The organism is Emticicia sp. TH156 (assembly GCF_002855535.1).
GTDB classification, from domain to species: Bacteria; Bacteroidota; Bacteroidia; order Cytophagales; family Spirosomataceae; genus Emticicia; species Emticicia fluvialis.
Map to the genome: position 1 here is coordinate 191,446 of NZ_PKRS01000003.1, position 15,168 is coordinate 206,613.

The 15,168-nt window shown below is 43.9% G+C and carries 16 protein-coding genes; 8 read left to right on the top strand and 8 right to left on the bottom strand.

The window, feature by feature from the left end; translation table 11 throughout:
- Positions 1 to 95: 95 nt before the first annotated feature.
- A complete protein-coding gene (locus C0V77_RS23030; protein ID WP_158237901.1) occupies positions 96 to 251 on the bottom strand; it encodes a hypothetical protein in 156 nt (51 codons plus the stop codon).
- Positions 251 to 1,525: an aminotransferase class I/II-fold pyridoxal phosphate-dependent enzyme gene (locus tag C0V77_RS07185; protein ID WP_101725668.1), complete on the bottom strand. Its 1,275-nt coding sequence runs from the start codon at positions 1,523 to 1,525 to the stop codon at positions 251 to 253. Before C0V77_RS07185 ends, C0V77_RS23030 begins: the two co-directional genes overlap by 1 nt.
- A 361-nt stretch (positions 1,526 to 1,886) precedes the next feature.
- On the opposite strand from C0V77_RS07185, the gene C0V77_RS07190 reads away from it, so the two are divergent.
- Together C0V77_RS07190 and ytxJ are read left to right on the top strand one after the other, a co-directional pair.
- Positions 1,887 to 2,699 carry a hypothetical protein gene (locus C0V77_RS07190; RefSeq protein WP_101725669.1) on the top strand — a complete coding sequence of 271 codons (813 nt, stop codon included), beginning with the start codon at positions 1,887 to 1,889 and terminating at the stop codon, positions 2,697 to 2,699.
- A gap of 81 nt (positions 2,700 to 2,780) precedes the next feature.
- A complete protein-coding gene (gene ytxJ, locus C0V77_RS07195) occupies positions 2,781 to 3,119 on the top strand; it encodes a bacillithiol system redox-active protein YtxJ (protein WP_101725670.1) in 339 nt (112 codons plus the stop codon).
- A gap of 48 nt (positions 3,120 to 3,167) precedes the next feature.
- Here the strand turns inward: ytxJ and C0V77_RS07200 are convergent, their stop codons facing one another.
- Positions 3,168 to 3,596, bottom strand: a complete 429-nt coding sequence (locus C0V77_RS07200; RefSeq protein WP_101725671.1) for an OsmC family protein — start codon at positions 3,594 to 3,596, stop codon at positions 3,168 to 3,170.
- A gap of 193 nt (positions 3,597 to 3,789) precedes the next feature.
- Between C0V77_RS07200 and C0V77_RS07205 the strand changes: the two genes are divergently transcribed.
- The 3 genes from C0V77_RS07205 (at position 3,790) to C0V77_RS07215 (ending at position 6,968) form a co-directional block, all read left to right on the top strand.
- Complete coding sequence (locus C0V77_RS07205; RefSeq protein ID WP_143706027.1) at positions 3,790 to 4,596, top strand: hypothetical protein; 807 nt, start codon at positions 3,790 to 3,792, stop codon at positions 4,594 to 4,596.
- A gap of 88 nt (positions 4,597 to 4,684) precedes the next feature.
- Entirely contained in the window at positions 4,685 to 5,560 is an 876-nt protein-coding gene (lipA, locus tag C0V77_RS07210) for a lipoyl synthase (protein ID WP_101725673.1), read from the top strand.
- A 223-nt stretch (positions 5,561 to 5,783) separates the two neighbouring features.
- Positions 5,784 to 6,968: a lycopene cyclase family protein gene (locus tag C0V77_RS07215; protein WP_101725674.1), complete on the top strand. Its 1,185-nt coding sequence runs from the start codon at positions 5,784 to 5,786 to the stop codon at positions 6,966 to 6,968.
- Here C0V77_RS07215 and C0V77_RS07220 read toward each other — a convergent pair.
- Together C0V77_RS07220 and C0V77_RS07225 are read right to left on the bottom strand one after the other, a co-directional pair.
- Positions 6,946 to 8,163 carry an NADH-quinone oxidoreductase subunit D gene (locus C0V77_RS07220; RefSeq protein WP_229236240.1) on the bottom strand — a complete coding sequence of 406 codons (1,218 nt, stop codon included), beginning with the start codon at positions 8,161 to 8,163 and terminating at the stop codon, positions 6,946 to 6,948. The two genes, C0V77_RS07215 and C0V77_RS07220, sit on opposite strands and share 23 nt — an antisense overlap.
- A gap of 137 nt (positions 8,164 to 8,300) precedes the next feature.
- A complete protein-coding gene (locus C0V77_RS07225; RefSeq protein ID WP_101725675.1) occupies positions 8,301 to 9,182 on the bottom strand; it encodes a phosphodiester glycosidase family protein in 882 nt (293 codons plus the stop codon).
- Between the two features lie 29 nt (positions 9,183 to 9,211).
- Here C0V77_RS07225 and C0V77_RS07230 point away from each other — a divergent pair, with 29 nt between their 5' ends.
- Entirely contained in the window at positions 9,212 to 9,814 is a 603-nt protein-coding gene (locus C0V77_RS07230) for a DNA-3-methyladenine glycosylase (RefSeq protein WP_101725676.1), read from the top strand.
- Positions 9,815 to 9,922: 108 nt separating this feature from the next.
- Positions 9,923 to 11,386, top strand: a complete 1,464-nt coding sequence (locus tag C0V77_RS07235; protein ID WP_101725938.1) for a CCA tRNA nucleotidyltransferase — start codon at positions 9,923 to 9,925, stop codon at positions 11,384 to 11,386.
- 5 nt (positions 11,387 to 11,391) lie between these two features.
- On the opposite strand, the gene C0V77_RS07240 is transcribed toward C0V77_RS07235, so the two are convergent.
- A complete protein-coding gene (locus C0V77_RS07240) occupies positions 11,392 to 12,663 on the bottom strand; it encodes a DUF2851 family protein (protein ID WP_101725677.1) in 1,272 nt (423 codons plus the stop codon).
- Positions 12,664 to 12,693: 30 nt separating this feature from the next.
- The gene (gene pyrF / locus C0V77_RS07245; RefSeq protein ID WP_101725678.1) at positions 12,694 to 13,530 is read right to left on the bottom strand and encodes an orotidine-5'-phosphate decarboxylase; all 837 of its coding nucleotides are present in this window, start codon (positions 13,528 to 13,530) and stop codon (positions 12,694 to 12,696) included.
- Positions 13,531 to 13,693: 163 nt separating this feature from the next.
- Between pyrF and rfbC the strand changes: the two genes are divergently transcribed.
- Positions 13,694 to 14,224, top strand: a complete 531-nt coding sequence (rfbC, locus tag C0V77_RS07250) for a dTDP-4-dehydrorhamnose 3,5-epimerase (protein WP_101725679.1) — start codon at positions 13,694 to 13,696, stop codon at positions 14,222 to 14,224.
- Between the two features lie 88 nt (positions 14,225 to 14,312).
- Here rfbC and C0V77_RS07255 read toward each other — a convergent pair whose 3' ends face one another.
- Complete coding sequence (locus tag C0V77_RS07255) at positions 14,313 to 15,116, bottom strand: UDP-2,3-diacylglucosamine diphosphatase (protein ID WP_229236223.1); 804 nt, start codon at positions 15,114 to 15,116, stop codon at positions 14,313 to 14,315.
- Positions 15,117 to 15,168: the final 52 nt, after the last annotated feature.

Sequence of the window (15,168 nt, forward strand, 5' to 3'; positions counted from 1 at the left end):
TACACAATTTATTCACTCAATCACTCATTCACCGCACAGGCGGCCGCTAATTCACTCAATCACTCATTCACTAAATCACTCATTCACTAATTCACTCATTCACCATTCACTAATTCACCATTCACTAATTCACCATTCACTAATTCACCATTCACTAATTCACCATTCACTAATTCACCATTCACTAATTCACCATTAAAAAAGCCCCTGCCATTAATTAAATGACAGAGGCCGATTTTAATAAGACGCATTACACCAGATGATTCTGATTATCTCTCATTTTAAAGCCCTTCAATACTTGCTCTTTGTTAAAAGAACCTTCTTTTTCTAGTACCTCAATGTATTCGGCTAGAAGGTCAAGCAGGTTTGTAACGTCTTCCACTGTCTGGTAAAGGCTCAGTGAAATACGGAAACCTGAGTGTTTTACAGGCACCGCCGGAACGGTTGACGGGCTAAGAAGGAATTCTTTGCTCATTAAAAACTGCGAGAACCGTATCAGTAATTCTACACTACCCAGGCCTAAAAAGAACTGCGGTGTGTGCGAATAATTAACAATTGGCAGGTTCAGGGCCTGTGCCTTTTGTTTAAATACGGTAATGAGTTCGTTGAGGCGCATTTGTCGTTCGTATATCTCGTCAGACAAATGAATATCTGCAATGCACGATGCCGCCGTTATACCGGCATGCAAAGTAGGTGCCGAGAAACGCAATGCACCGCCACAATTATAAACGGTTTGTTTGGTTAGCTGATTCGGGAATATCAGTGCCGAGCTGAAGGCGCCAAAGCCTTTGTTGAGCGACGTAATGACATACATTTTCTCATGCCGTGGTATGTTATGCAGGGCATAGCCTTTACCGTTCTGGCCGATCCAGCTCATGCCGTGGGCATCATCAATGTACACCTTAAATTTATCATACGCGTTCAGAAGTGTTTCCACGTCTTTCAATGGTGCCAGGTCGCCGTGCATAGAGTACACGCTGTCGGCCAGGTACCAGACATTATCAAACTTTTCGCTCAGCATTTTAATTCTTCTTTCAAGCATATCCATCTGGCTGTGCTTGATCATTTCTACATGGTAGCCGTCGGCTTTTAAAGTGTTGGCAGCCATCTGAACACTCTCATGTACGAACTGGTCGAGAATTACGGCATCATTTTTGCCTATGATTACAGGCAGGTAGGCGAAGTGCCCTAAAGTAGTGCAAGACGAAAGAAATGTAGGTAAGCCAAAAATCTTTTCCAGCTTTTCTTCCAGCTCCAGGTAGTGGTCAAAAGACATATACATTCTGGAAATAGAAGTTTGCATGCCGTACTTTCTGATGCCCTCAATGGCCGCTTCCTTCACCCGCTCATCGTTTTCAAAGGCAAGATAATTGTTAGACATGAAACTGGTGTAAGATTTTCCGTTAAGAGAAATGGAACGGCCGGGCTGATCGCCCTGCTGAGCTCTTACCTGGATAAGACCAAGGTCGCGTGCTGAACTGAATACATCATTAACATACGACATTTGTTTTGGCAATTCTTTCATAATTGATTTTGTTTTAGAATGGCTAATTGTTAAAAAGAGGGTTAAACATAAATGATATAAATTATCAAAGAACGAAGCATTTTTGTGTAAATACTGACTTTACCGACAAATGGTAAGAATTTAAAGATAAACGGTAAGAAATCGGATATTATCAGTAAATTGCTATGCCCGTAGTCTTCTGAAATATTAGCATTTAAGGGCTTTTTGGCAGCCTTACCCCCCTGAAAGTACCCGAATGCTTAAAAAATAAAAAATTAAAATTATTGATATACCAGACCCGAATAAGGAAAATTTCAAGAACTTTTTAATAGCTTTGTTCTCAATTTAGTTAAGTCCAAACCGAACTTCGATTAATTAACTCATGCAGAGAGTTATTACTGTATTACTGGCGATACTAGTAATATTCAATATTTACGTCTTTCTGAATGATAGCCGTACCGCACTGCTGATAGGGGCAACATTGTTGATGCCACTGTTGGGAGTGTACTATGGATTTGCCAGAAAATGGGCGTTTACCGGTATAGACAAACTTATGTACTCTGCCTGTTTTATAGGCGCCTTCAGCGACCTATCCATTTACCTCAACTACCACGGCAATGGCGAACTAACCCAGATTTCACTTGCCTGCATTGTGCACCTGGTTTATATTATAATTTTTCAGAAAGAAGGCACCCGTGTTTACAACCTTCAATGGAAAAACAGTTTAAAGCTGGCTTTTCCTGCCAGTTTTGTTTTCTTTTTTTTCGGTTTCGTTTTATTGAAAGTAATACCAGACACCGTTTTTCTTGTAACGGTTTTTTATGCTTTTGAATTATTTGTTTTATTGGTATTGGGGTATTTCAGGCCTGTAAACAAAAGAAGTTACTGGGTTGGGGTAACTGGTGTTACCATTATACTGTTGAAGGATATTCTGTACAGCGAGTTTTATTTTATTAATCAGGACAAGACCATTCATGCCCTCATGGATGTAACCAATGCGCTGGCCTATTATTCAATCACGCTGGCGGTGGCCATTAACCAGAACGATAAAACCACAACACCCAATTATCCGGGTTTTATATCAAAATTTATAAAATTCATTTCCCGCTCTCACATGGCACGTATCGTGTCTCTTAAGTTCATCAATCTGCGGTATCAAATCAGCCTACTTTACCGTGCTGCTAACAGGCATTAAAGCCTGCTGTTTTCTCTGCTGCTGCCGAAACTTTTAAGTTTAGCTTTTGGTTTAAAGCATAAATAAACAATGTAAACGCGCATGAACTGGCAGACCATCAATAACGAATTACAGATTGAGGAAATCAGACAAAAATCTTTTCAGCATCCGGTTTTGGTATTTAAACATAGCACTACGTGTTCAATAAGCGCGGCATCGCTTGGCCGAATGGAACGCGCCTGGGACACCACCAAAGCCCGGGGCATAGAACCTTATTATCTTGACCTGCTGCAGTTCAGGGGCATCTCTAACAAAATAGCGCAGGATTTTGCCGTTGAGCATCAGTCGCCACAGGTATTATTGATTAAAAACGGAGCCTGCGTTTATGACGCTTCTCATTTCGACATCCGGTTTGATGAGCTTGTAAACCAGGTATCTTAAATATATACCACCCGGGGGATACCCGGCACATCCCCCGGGGAATATCATTTAAACGGTTTCGGCAACGTACCAGTTAAAGTTAAATACCTGCTCAATATCAGGGTGCAGGCTCAGCGCCACAGGGCAGGTATGCGCCACACGAATATACTTCTGCTTTACTTCTTCGCTTAGTTCTTCAGGCGTTTGCATGTTAAAATTCACCTCGATTTTTACTATTCTGCGAGGCAACTCTGCCGACATAATTTTCGTCACTTCAATAGTTGAACCCGTGAAATCAATTTCATCGCGGCGGGCCGTTATGCCCATGATGGTCATGGCACAACTGCCTAATGAGGTAGCGGTGAGATCGGTTGGCGAAAAAGCTTCTCCTTTTCCATGATTATCAACCGGGGCATCTGTTACTATTTGAGTGCCCGATTGCAGGTGTACGGCTTCCGTACGAAGCTCGCCAAGGTAAGTAATTTTTGAAGTCGGCATTTTTTAAAAAGAAATTTTTAGAATTTGTGGCATTTTCTTGAATAATGCTAACCAAATTTACGTTTAAAATAAGTATTTTGCAAAAAAACCGTTTCGGTAAACAATTTAAAATAATTTAATGTTGCTATCAGTAGAAAAAAATCTACATTTAGATATTGTCATTGGTAGTAACAGAATCATAAATTTTTCGCCCGTGAAAATAGGTGTACTAAGTTTGGCGCTTTTGCTTGTTTTTTCAGGCGGTTTTGCGCAAAGAAGGTCTTCTACCCCACCGCCTGTTGTAAATAAACCTGATTCTAAAAAAACAGAGCGTAAAAAAGAAGACTATAAAATGCTGGCTTATGGTTTAACTACCAACACCAACTCTGGCCTGCTGGGTGGCTTTGTTGTGAGGCACTCTAAATCTATAGGTACTTATAAATGGAACCCGGTTCATCAGTACATTGCCTTTGAGGCTGTCAATATCAAAAACAACAAAGAGCGGTCTGAACCCACCATCATTGCCAACCGTATTATCTATGGCAAAACCAATTATTTATTCTCGCTTCGCCCGCAATATGGCCGTGAGATAGTTTATTTCAGAAAAAACGGTGAAGACGGCATTGGCATAAGTGTTATTGCAGCCGTTGGCCCCTCGTTGGGTTTACAAAAACCCTATTATATTAAATATGACAGAGACGGCAAAGGCGCTGTAGACGTGGTACAGTTTGACCCCAACATTCATACAGACTTTAACCGTATTCAGGGGTCTGCGGGTATCTGGCAGGGCTTATTTACCAGTATGAAAGTAATACCGGGTGCCCATGCCAAGCTGGCCGCCAATATAGATATCAATACTTTTGGCAACAACATGACAGGCTTTGAAGTTGGTCTTACGGCAGAGTATTTCAGTAAAACTCCCGAAATTATGTCGAACCAATTGACCACCAATTCGCGTTTCTATACTGCAGGCTACCTGACCATTTATTTTGGCAGCAAAAAACAGAGTAAAACCAAGTAATCTGCATTAAAATGTTTTACAGAAGTATGAAAACTTATACTTTTGTACCTTGTAGGGCCGTTGCCTCAAACTATTAGCAGAAAAGATTATGACAGATACACCCGTTGTACTCACCGAACAACGAACACGCCGCCCCGATTGGTTGAGGGTAAAGCTACCTATAGGCGACAATTTTAAAAAAGTACGTAGTTTAGTTGATGAGCATAAGCTGCACACCATCTGCCAGTCGGGCAATTGCCCCAATATGGGCGAATGCTGGGGAGAAGGTACAGCCACTTTTATGATTCTGGGCAATGTTTGTACGCGTAGTTGTACGTTTTGTGCCGTAGCCACCGGCAGGCCCAACGAATACGATACCGACGAACCCCGCCGCGTTGCCGAAGCCATTAAGCTGATGCAGGTAAAGCATGCTGTGCTTACGTCGGTCAACCGTGATGAGTTAAAAGATAAAGGTGCCGAAATCTGGTATCAGACCGTAAGAGCAGTGAAAGAAACATCACCGCAAACCACCATTGAGACGCTGATACCTGATACTAAAAGTAACTGGGAGGCATTGTATAGAATGATATCAGCCGGGCAGGAGGTTGTTTCGCATAACATGGAAACCGTTGAACGCCTGTATCGTAATGTGCGCCCGCAGGCCAAATATGCACGAAGCCTTGAACAAACACGCCGAACCAAAGAGTATGGCAAGCGCACCAAGTCTGGCATTATGCTGGGGCTGGGCGAAACCAGAGACGAAGTCTTTAAAGCAATGGACGACCTGGCAGAAAACGGGCTGGATATTCTGACACTGGGCCAGTACCTGCAACCTACCAAGATGCACCATGAAGTAATAGAGTTTATACACCCTGATACCTTTGCCATGTATAAAGAAGAAGGCCTGAAACGGGGTATAAAATACGTTGAATCGGGGCCGCTGGTACGTTCAAGCTACCATGCCGAGCGCCACGTACATGTGTAGTATTGATAAATAAGATATTTCAAAAAAGCCCCAATTCCTATAAAATCGGGGCTTTTTTGTAGGTTTACATACCTATTTGTTTCATCAAAACAATCTCTCCTCCTTTTCAGCGAGGAGTACCCTAAACTAGGCAATGATAGTTACTTATTTTAGGGGCCGGTGGTTAAAGACACCTGTAAAGTTCTCATTAAATTTACTATCCTTTTTAGCAGGCATTCATCCCATGAAACACTACGACTACATTATCTGTGGTGGCGGCATGGCCGGGCTTTCGCTGGCTTACTATCTGAAAAACAGTAAGCTGGCTGATAAATCTGTGCTGATAATTGAGCCACAGGAGAAAAACACCAACGACCGCACCTGGGCATTCTGGGAACGGGAGGTAAACACGTTTGAATCTTTTTTGATAAAAAAATGGGATAATGTACAGCTGATTGATGCCAATGGCAACAAACAGATGTTAGATATGGGCGGCTATCAGTATAAGTTGCTACGCGGAAAAGATTTTTATGATTTTGTAAACGCCGACCTTCAAAGGCATCAGCCAATTGAATGGCTGAAAGATACCGTAACCAGCATAAAAGACAATACAAATAGTGTGGTGGTAGAAACCACCGACGGACAGGCCTATGAAGCTACTCTGGTATTTGACAGCACCTATCAGCTTAACCTTACCCAGCCACTTAATCACAATCTGCTGCAGCATTTTAAAGGATACGTAGTTAGAACAGCGCAAGCTGCCTTCAACCCGGATGTGCCAGTACTGATGAATTTCAATATTGATCAGAAGCAAGATTGCCGGTTTATGTATTTGCTGCCATTAGATGCCCATACGGCTTTGGTTGAATACACCATTTTCAGCGAAACACTCCTGCCATCTGACGATTATGATGCTGCCCTAAGAGATTATCTGAACAACGATTTGCAATTGCCGGAATATCAGATTCTGGAAGAAGAGTTCGGTGTGATACCCATGAGCGACGTACCCACTACCGAACGCCCAAGCCCACGCGTGGTAAGAATTGGCACCGCAGGCGGATATACCAACCCTGCCACCGGATACACCTTTGCCAATACGCAAAGAAAACTAAAGAAGCTGGTTGAAAACCTTGAGCAAACGGGTTCACCTAAAATAGAAGCAAGTATTTTCGACAACCGCTTCCGGTTCTATGCCTCGGTACTGCTGAATGTGCTGGAACAGAAACGGCATAGCGCTGCCGACATTTTCGCCATGCTTTACCGCAAAAACCCTCCGGCCCGCGTTTTTAGCTTTTTAGATGGCCATACCAGCTTGGCAGAAGAGTTAAAGATAATGAACTCAGTACCCCGGGGCAAGTTTCTGGCCGCGGTGGGTGCCGTAATGATTCGTAAAACCAAAGCCTGGCTTAACGGTCAACTTCACCCATAACAATATCAATAGAGCCGATAGCGGCTATCAGGTCGGCAATCATGCCCCCGCGCGAAATCTCGGGCAGTACAGAAAGGTTGTTAAACGAACAGGCGCGCGCCTTTACCCGTAAAGGAACGTCAGACCGGCCATCAGTTCTGAAGTAGAAACCCAGCTCGCCTTTGGTACTTTCGGCGCGGGCGTAAAAATCCATTTTCTGTGGACGAATCTTCTTTGGCACCACAGCATGAGGGTCAAACTCCGGCGTACGGTTATATTCTTTGGTGAGTTTCTCCAGACATTGCTCAATAATTCTGATAGACTCGTGGCACTCCAACACCCGAACATAATTTCTGTCCCAGCAGTCGCCTACTTTACCAACCAGCCCTTTGCCAATGGGTACATCAAAATCAATTTCCGGATACACAGAGTAGCCATCCACCTTTCGTAAATCCCACCTCAGACCCGAGCCACGCAGCACCGGCCCTGTGCAACCGAAATTAATAGCCACAGGCAACGGCAAAACTGCTACGTTAGCAGTACGGTTAATAAAAATGTGGTTGTCAATTACCAGTTGCTGCAACTCAACCAGTTTGGGTTTCAGGTATCTTATCAAAGACAGGCATCGGTCTTCAAAACCAACGGGCAGGTCATAAAACAAGCCTCCTACCCATATATAATTATATAACATACGTGCGCCGCAGGTCCATTCAAGCATACGCAAGATGTGTTCACGGTCACGGAACAACCATAAGAAAGGAGTATAAGCGCCTATATCGAGCGCATAAGTACCAATAGCAATAAAGTGCGAGGCTATGCGGTTCAGTTCAGCCACCAGCACCCTGATGTACTCTACCCGTTTGGGAATGTCTTTATCTATGCCCAGCATTTTTTCAACACCCATTACATAGGCGTGTTCGCTGTTCATTGCACCCAGGTAATCAAGGCGGTCTACAAATGGAATAGTCTGATTAAAAGGTAAGCTCTGCGCGTGTTTTTCAAAACAACGGTGCAAATACCCCAGATGCGGTATTACGTCAACCACAATCTCGCCATCAGTAACCACCTCCAGCCTTAGCACTCCGTGCGTTGACGGGTGCTGAGGCCCCAGATTCAGAATCATCTCTTCCGACTTCAGGTTTTCAGGCTTATACTTATTGGGCTCTGACTCCGTCAGGTTATCGGGGCGGTATTTATATTGTATATTGTTCAAAATGCAATTAAGAAAATGTAAATTGTCAAACGTTGTAGGTTCAAAATTCTGAACTGCTACGGCAAATTCGGTAATTCCGGGTTCTATCATGAGCCACATGCCATGCGGCTCTACCTGAGTCAGCGGTATTTAATGCCGCCTCACTTCTTCAAAATTACGAAAATATTGCTTACAGACCGTTCTCCGGCATGGTCAAATATTTTATTGTCAGACGGGTAATTAACCACACCGTTTTCAGGTTGCCCCTCAATATACATGGTAGTAGAGCCTCCCCCGTCAAAATTAATGGCATCCTTGCAGTTTAATGCTTTGGTAAGAGCCGTTAATTCTTGGAGCGTCATACCGTGCGACTCCTTGCTGCGGCCATCAACGGTTATTAAAAGTAACTTTTTATCGGTAGTTATACAGGCACAGGTTCTGGGGTGGCGGTTGTCGTTAAAAGATGTTTTCTCCAGCTTTACGGCTTTGCCATCAGCTAATAATAAAGGGCCGGTTAGCAGCACATTTTTAGCAGGCAGGTTTTTCTCCCAACCCGGTGTCAACCCACCTTTCAGAATTTTCACACGGTTACGATGAATAACAACCGCCGCAATCACATTTCTGGGCAAGCGTGCCACATTGGCCACCCGGGTGGTGTCTATTACCCGGCCATCAATTTTCAGGTAATCAACTGCACCACCGTTTTTCATATCAAAGAATCCGGCGTTTACTGCTGCCAAAGCGCCGCTTTTTGCTGCCAGCTGGCTGGTTGGTAAAAGCAAACGTCTGGCGGTGGTATCTGTCTTTTTTTCATCTGCGGCCACAAAACCAAACTTAACCTTCTTATTTTTCTGTTTACTTTCCAGCACGTTTATCATCTGGTTGGTACCCATCAGGTTTTTATCATTAAAATGGTAGTTTTTCCAGACAACGCCATGGCCTAAATTCAGGGTTTTCCAGGGGGTTGCATTTAGGTTAAGAGAGTCTTTCTGTGCGTAGCAAATCTGTGTAAACAGTAAAAGGCCAAGGATTTTTTTATACATTTGAAGGTATTATTTTGCCAAAAGTACTGATGCAAGACATTCTTCCCAAAGAATTTTTCGAAAAATATGACACCCTCTCGCTGGCTCGTCAACTGCTTGGCTGCACATTGGTGCATAACAGCCCCGACGGCCTCACAGCGGGCATCATTGTAGAGACAGAGGCCTATCTGCATAACGACCCCGCCTGCCACGCCTACCGGAAGAAAACCCCCAGAAATGCGGCCATGTTTGAAAACGCAGGTATATCATACGTGTATTTTATTTATGGTGTCTACCATTGTTTTAATATTGTAAGTGGCCAAAAAGACACAGGCGAAGCGGTGTTAATCAGAGCGCTTGAGCCTGTGGATGGAATAGAACTAATGCAGCAAAGAAGAGGAACCACCCAACTGAAAAACCTTTGCAGCGGCCCGGGCAAGCTGGTAACGGCTATGGGTATAAACCGCAACTTTAATTTTTTACCGGTTTACAGCCAACATTTTTATTGCCTGCCGCCCAAAGATGAAAACCCCGAAATTGTAACCACCACGCGCATTGGTATTACCCGGGGAGCCGATTTGCTCTACCGATTCTACCTGAAAGGCAACCAGTTTGTGAGCAAAATAGTAAAAGAAAAGCCCGCTGTTCCATAGTGCATTGCTCAAATTATGTCAGTTTTTCGGTGTCCATTTAAAATTTCTTCGATAAATTGCCGTCCTGATTAATTTTCGGCGTTTATTGCCCGGAAAGACATAATGAATATGAATTTTAAAGAGCATATATCAAACGAACCCATTTTTGAAACCATTGCACTGGCAGCCACCGAGTTAGGGCTGGACGCATACGTGATTGGCGGATACGTGCGCGATTTGATATTGAACCGCCCCAATAAAGATATAGATGTGGTTTGCCTGGGTAGCGGAATAGGTCTGGCAGAAAGAGTGGCCTCTAAATTAGGAGATAATATCCACGTTAATTATTTCAAGCATTTCGGCACGGCACAAATCAGGTTAAACGACCTTGAAATTGAATTTGTTGGCGCCAGAAAAGAATCTTACAGTGCCGACTCACGCAAGCCTGCCGTAGAAGACGGAACGCTGGAAGACGACCAGAACCGCCGCGATTTTACCATTAACGCACTGGGCATATCATTAAATAAGAAGGACTTCGGGCAACTGATAGACCCTTTTGGTGGTGTAGAAGACATCAGAAAGAAAAATATCCGTACGCCCCTTAACCCCGAAGTAACTTTCTCTGACGACCCCCTGCGTATGATGCGTGCCATCCGGTTTGCTTCTCAACTGGGGTTTGACATTGAAGGCAGCACCTTTGATGCCATTGCGACCATGAAAGACCGCATCAGTATTGTATCGCAAGAGCGTATCACCGACGAACTCAACAAGATTGTACTGTCTAAAACGCCTTCTTACGGCTTTAAGCTGCTGTTTTATGCTGGCCTTTTGCAGATAATATTCCCCGAATTCTGCGAATTGCAAGGGGTAGAAACACAAGACGGCAAAGGGCATAAAGATAACTTTTACCATACGCTGCAGGTGTTGGATAACGTGGCCGTAAAATCGAACGATTTGTGGTTGCGCTGGGCTGCTATTCTGCACGATATTGCCAAACCGGCTACCAAACGGTTTCACCCTAAAGTGGGCTGGACCTTCCACGGGCATGAAGAGCTGGGTTCAAAAATGACCCCGGGTATTTTCCGAAAGCTGAAACTGCCGCTGGATGCCAAAATGAAAATGGTAAAAAAGCTGGTACGGCTACACCTGCGCCCTATTGCGCTGGCTAAAGATGGCGTTACAGACTCTGCCTTACGCCGACTTTTATTTGAAGCAGGCGACGACATAGAAGCCTTGATGATTTTGTGCCGGGCAGATATTACTTCTAAAGACCCCAACCGCGTACGCCGGTATCTGGGCAATTTCGATAAGGTGGAGGAATCGTTAATTGAACTGGAAGCCAAAGACAAACTTCGTAATTTTCAGCCGGTTATTACCGGCGAAATAATTATGGAAGTGTTTGATCTGAAGCCCTCACGCGAAGTGGGTCTCATAAAAGTGGCTATCAGAGAGGCCATTCTGGAAGGAACCGTCATTAATGAATTTGACACGGCCTATGATTTTATGCTGGCCGAAGGAGAACGGTTAAACCTGCGCCCTGTAAAAAATAAAGAGGAAATGAAAGCTGCCTTGCAAACAGAAAACACCCCGTAAGTTTGTTAGCGCTTTAGTATTTCTATACCCACATGGCATTGCAGGCACCTCTTTTGGGTACAGAAATGATTATAAAGTTCAATACCCGCCTGGGCATCAAAAGCAGTGGTAATGCTTTGGCCCAGTTGTTTCCACATATCAATAATGTGATTACTTTCAGCCGGAAACGACTCCAGAAAAGCCACGGCCCTATCCATATATGCCTGATTATCGGTTTTCTGCGCATAACACGCCAGCAGAGGTATAACCGTATTGATGAGCAGGATATCTACCGAGCCCTTGCCTAAGCCATTGTTACGGCGTGCGGCTTTTTTACTGAAATGATAGTGGTCTTGCCAGTAGGCCGACTGTTCTACCTGTAAAGCCTTTCTCAGTTCATCTACCGAACCGGTTTGAGTAAACAAAGAGAAAAAACTTTGCTGGCTGGTAATGAGCTTTGCAAGTTGAGCGATTCTGATCGTGGGAAAATTGGCAGGTCTGGTTCGAAGCAATTTCCATTCATGCGCCTGCAATTGTTGTTCTTTTAAAGAAAACTTGGCGGCAAAGAAATCAAACTCGCGGGTAAGTTTTTCAGAGTATTCGTCTACCTCTACCAGTAGCCCGGCCTGTCCAAAAAGCATGGCTTCAATCTGAAGCAAGTTATCGCGGTGTTTCAGGAGTACCTTCAGGGGCAGGTTTTGTGCCAGCCTTAGAAAAGCCTCTGAGTTTAGCTTGAAACCAAAGTTTTTAGCCAGTAACTGGTAGGTAGTTTCTTCCCAATCGCCGTTGTTCTGGTCAAGCAATTCCTCAATACCTTTGGCTTTTTGTATCAGCCGTCTGGTAAGGGCTTTGTCGAAAGTGGTAATTTTAGCCAGGTCAGATACCCCTGCAAACTGCTCCGCGCAGGGTATTACACTTTTGTTGCTCAGTAGCAACTGGTACCTGTCTAACAATGCGCTATCGGTAATGGTTTTCAGTTCCAGCGTGGGTATTTCGCTGCCATCGGCTCTTAAAATGGGCTTGTCGCTTTCCCATACCACATGCAGAATTACGTTATTATAGGCCTTGTCTGCCTGATGCTGATGAATGTTCCAGTCAGATGCCCGCAAGTGCATTTCTACATTGCCGGCCCATTCAATTTCACCAATCAGCACCCTTGCCTGCAGAAAATCCGGCCCGGCATCTGTGTTCAGCATGCCGGTTTTTAGCACCTTCAGGGGTTCATCTTTGGTTGTCAGCAGCAAAGAAGTCTTAAATTGTTGAAATTGCCACAGGTAGTGAATAAACGATTCTGTCATGGTTTTTTTTGAAAAACAAGACCCAATATATCAGATTAATTCATTTAGATACTGCTCCATTTCCTGTTGTACTTTTCTGGCCTCAAGTGCCGCAACATCGGCAAAATCAGTTCCGTTTGAGGCATAAATAATGGCCCTGGCCGAATTGACCAATAGGCCGCACTGGCTATTCATGCCGTAGCGCGACACTTCTTCCAGGCTACCACCCTGCGCACCTACACCCGGCACCAGCAAAAAATGTTCAGGTACAATTTTACGTATTTCGGCCAGTTTATCAGCCTGCGTTGCTCCTACCACATACATCATGGCGTTACTATTGCCCCACTCCTGCGACTTCTCCAATACACGTTCAAACAAAGCCTTGCGCGTGCCGCCTGCTTCCACTGTCAGGTGCTGAAAATCATTGCTACCTACATTAGACGTTAACGCCAGCAGAATAACCCACTTCCCCTCAAAAGCCAGAAATGGCTGCACGGAGTCGCGCCCCATGTAAGGCGCTACGGTTACCGAGTCAAAATCAAAACCAGACGAACTTTTATCAAAAAAAGTGCGGGCATACAACTCAGATGTATTACCAATATCGCCCCGTTTGGCGTCTGCAATGGTAAAACATTCTTTCGGTATATACTCCATCGTTTTTTGCAGACTCTCCCATCCTTTCACGCCCATAGCCTCGTAAAAAGCAATATTAGGTTTATAAGCTACGGCGTAGCGGGCAGTTGCGTCTATTATCCGGCGGTTAAATTCAAAAACAGGGTCACTGGTTTTTAACAAATGCGCCGGAATCTTCTTCAAGTCGGTATCAAGCCCCACACATAAATAGGATTTCTTCTGAAGAATCTGGTCGAAAAGCTCTTTTTTTGTCATATTGAAAAAATTTTCTCAAATTTCCGTAATTCTGCTGATTTAATACAAAACAGAATAGAATTTATTCAGGAAATATTATTTTTGCATAAATTATTCAGTTTACGGCTTTGTAACTACCTGCAACAACCGCGCGAACCTAATTAAAACACGAACATAATTTATAATGGAGTTCAAACATACTTTTATTGAAGGTTTAATAGAAATTTACCCCCGTATTTTTGGCGACGAAAGGGGCTATTTTTTGGAGTCGTATCATAAAAAAAACTTTGCCGATAACGGTATTCCATTTGATTTCGTGCAAGACAACCAGTCATCTTCAACGGCAGGTGTTTTAAGAGGGTTGCATTTTCAGAAAGAACCCTACGCGCAAGGTAAGCTGGTAAGAGTTATTACAGGTAAAGCGCTTGATGTGGCCGTTGATTTACGCCCCGGCTCACCTACCTTTGGCAAGCATCAGAAATTCCTTTTAGATGCCACCTTGCAGAACATGGTGTACATTCCGGCAGGATTCGCGCACGGATTCCTTTGTCTGGAAGCCTGTTTGTTTACCTATAAATGTACAAATTTCTATAATAAAGCCTCTGAAGGCGGGATTATCTGGAACGACCCTGACCTGGGCATTGACTGGGGCATTGAAAACCCGAATATATCTCAGAAAGACCTTGAGTTACCTCGTTTGAAAGACATTTTCTAAAACCTAAGGCTGAAAAACAATAAAAAGCAAATCCCCGAAGAATGCCTGGCTATCTTTCGGGGATTTGCTTTTTATCTTTCACACTTATTCAGTCCTTTGGCTTAAACTGTGTCAGCGTTACATCATTGCCATCAAATACAGCGTAGCTGTTATACCATATCCAGTCTCCCAGATTTATGTATCTGGCGGTTGGGGTCAGTTGTACGTCTGCCATAGTATGCCTGTGTCCATAAATATAAAAATCATGATGCTCTTTTGCTTCTACTGCTTTTGAGTACCCCACCAGATGTTCTTTGTCGTCGCCCAGGTATTGCTCCGGCTTTCTTTTTTTGCGCCAGCTGAACTTGGTCCAGATATACCCCAGATACATACCCAGATTAGCCGGCATAATGTAATTAAATAAAAAGCGTGGCAGTTTTCCTTCAAAAATAACCTGTAGCACTTTATAGCCGTAGTCGCCTTTGCCCAGGCCGTCGCCATGCCCAATCAGAAACTTCTTATCGTTAAAAACAAAAGTGCGGGGTCTTCTGATGGTCTGTATGTTCAGTTCGGTTTCAAAATAATCGGTCATCCACATATCGCGGTTGCCCAGAAAAACAATAATTTCAATACCGGCATCAGAAAGTTCGGCCAGCTTGCCCAAAAAACGTACATACCCTTTGGGTACCACACGTTTGTACTCAAACCAGAAATCGAACAAATCGCCTACCAGAAAAATAACTCCGGCGTCATGCCTGATACGCTCCAGCCAGGCAAGCAGAAGTTTTTCCCGGGTCAGGCTATCCTGATGAGAGGGCGCTCCAAGATGAAAATCAGAAGCAAAGTATATCTTTTTTCCGGGTTGTAAGATTCTATTCAAGCCTGTATGGTCGGGGTTCAGAATGAAATGCAAAAACTATATTTTTGCAAAAATACATATTTTATCAGGCTTTAATAAAATTTGG

What these genes read in the sequence shown, in the direction of transcription:
- C0V77_RS23030 (WP_158237901.1), bottom strand. Translation starts at nt 251, where the DNA reads ATGCGTCTTATTAAAATCGGCCTCTGTCATTTAATTAATGGCAGGGGC.
- C0V77_RS07185 (WP_101725668.1), bottom strand. Translation starts at nt 1,525, where the DNA reads ATGAAAGAATTGCCAAAACAAATGTCGTATGTTAATGATGTATTCAGT.
- C0V77_RS07190 (WP_101725669.1), top strand. Translation starts at nt 1,887, where the DNA reads ATGCAGAGAGTTATTACTGTATTACTGGCGATACTAGTAATATTCAAT.
- ytxJ (WP_101725670.1), top strand. Translation starts at nt 2,781, where the DNA reads ATGAACTGGCAGACCATCAATAACGAATTACAGATTGAGGAAATCAGA.
- C0V77_RS07200 (WP_101725671.1), bottom strand. Translation starts at nt 3,596, where the DNA reads ATGCCGACTTCAAAAATTACTTACCTTGGCGAGCTTCGTACGGAAGCC.
- lipA (WP_101725673.1), top strand. Translation starts at nt 4,685, where the DNA reads ATGACAGATACACCCGTTGTACTCACCGAACAACGAACACGCCGCCCC.
- C0V77_RS07215 (WP_101725674.1), top strand. Translation starts at nt 5,784, where the DNA reads ATGAAACACTACGACTACATTATCTGTGGTGGCGGCATGGCCGGGCTT.
- C0V77_RS07225 (WP_101725675.1), bottom strand. Translation starts at nt 9,182, where the DNA reads ATGTATAAAAAAATCCTTGGCCTTTTACTGTTTACACAGATTTGCTAC.
- C0V77_RS07230 (WP_101725676.1), top strand. Translation starts at nt 9,212, where the DNA reads ATGCAAGACATTCTTCCCAAAGAATTTTTCGAAAAATATGACACCCTC.
- C0V77_RS07235 (WP_101725938.1), top strand. Translation starts at nt 9,923, where the DNA reads ATGAATTTTAAAGAGCATATATCAAACGAACCCATTTTTGAAACCATT.
- C0V77_RS07240 (WP_101725677.1), bottom strand. Translation starts at nt 12,663, where the DNA reads ATGACAGAATCGTTTATTCACTACCTGTGGCAATTTCAACAATTTAAG.
- pyrF (WP_101725678.1), bottom strand. Translation starts at nt 13,530, where the DNA reads ATGACAAAAAAAGAGCTTTTCGACCAGATTCTTCAGAAGAAATCCTAT.
- rfbC (WP_101725679.1), top strand. Translation starts at nt 13,694, where the DNA reads ATGGAGTTCAAACATACTTTTATTGAAGGTTTAATAGAAATTTACCCC.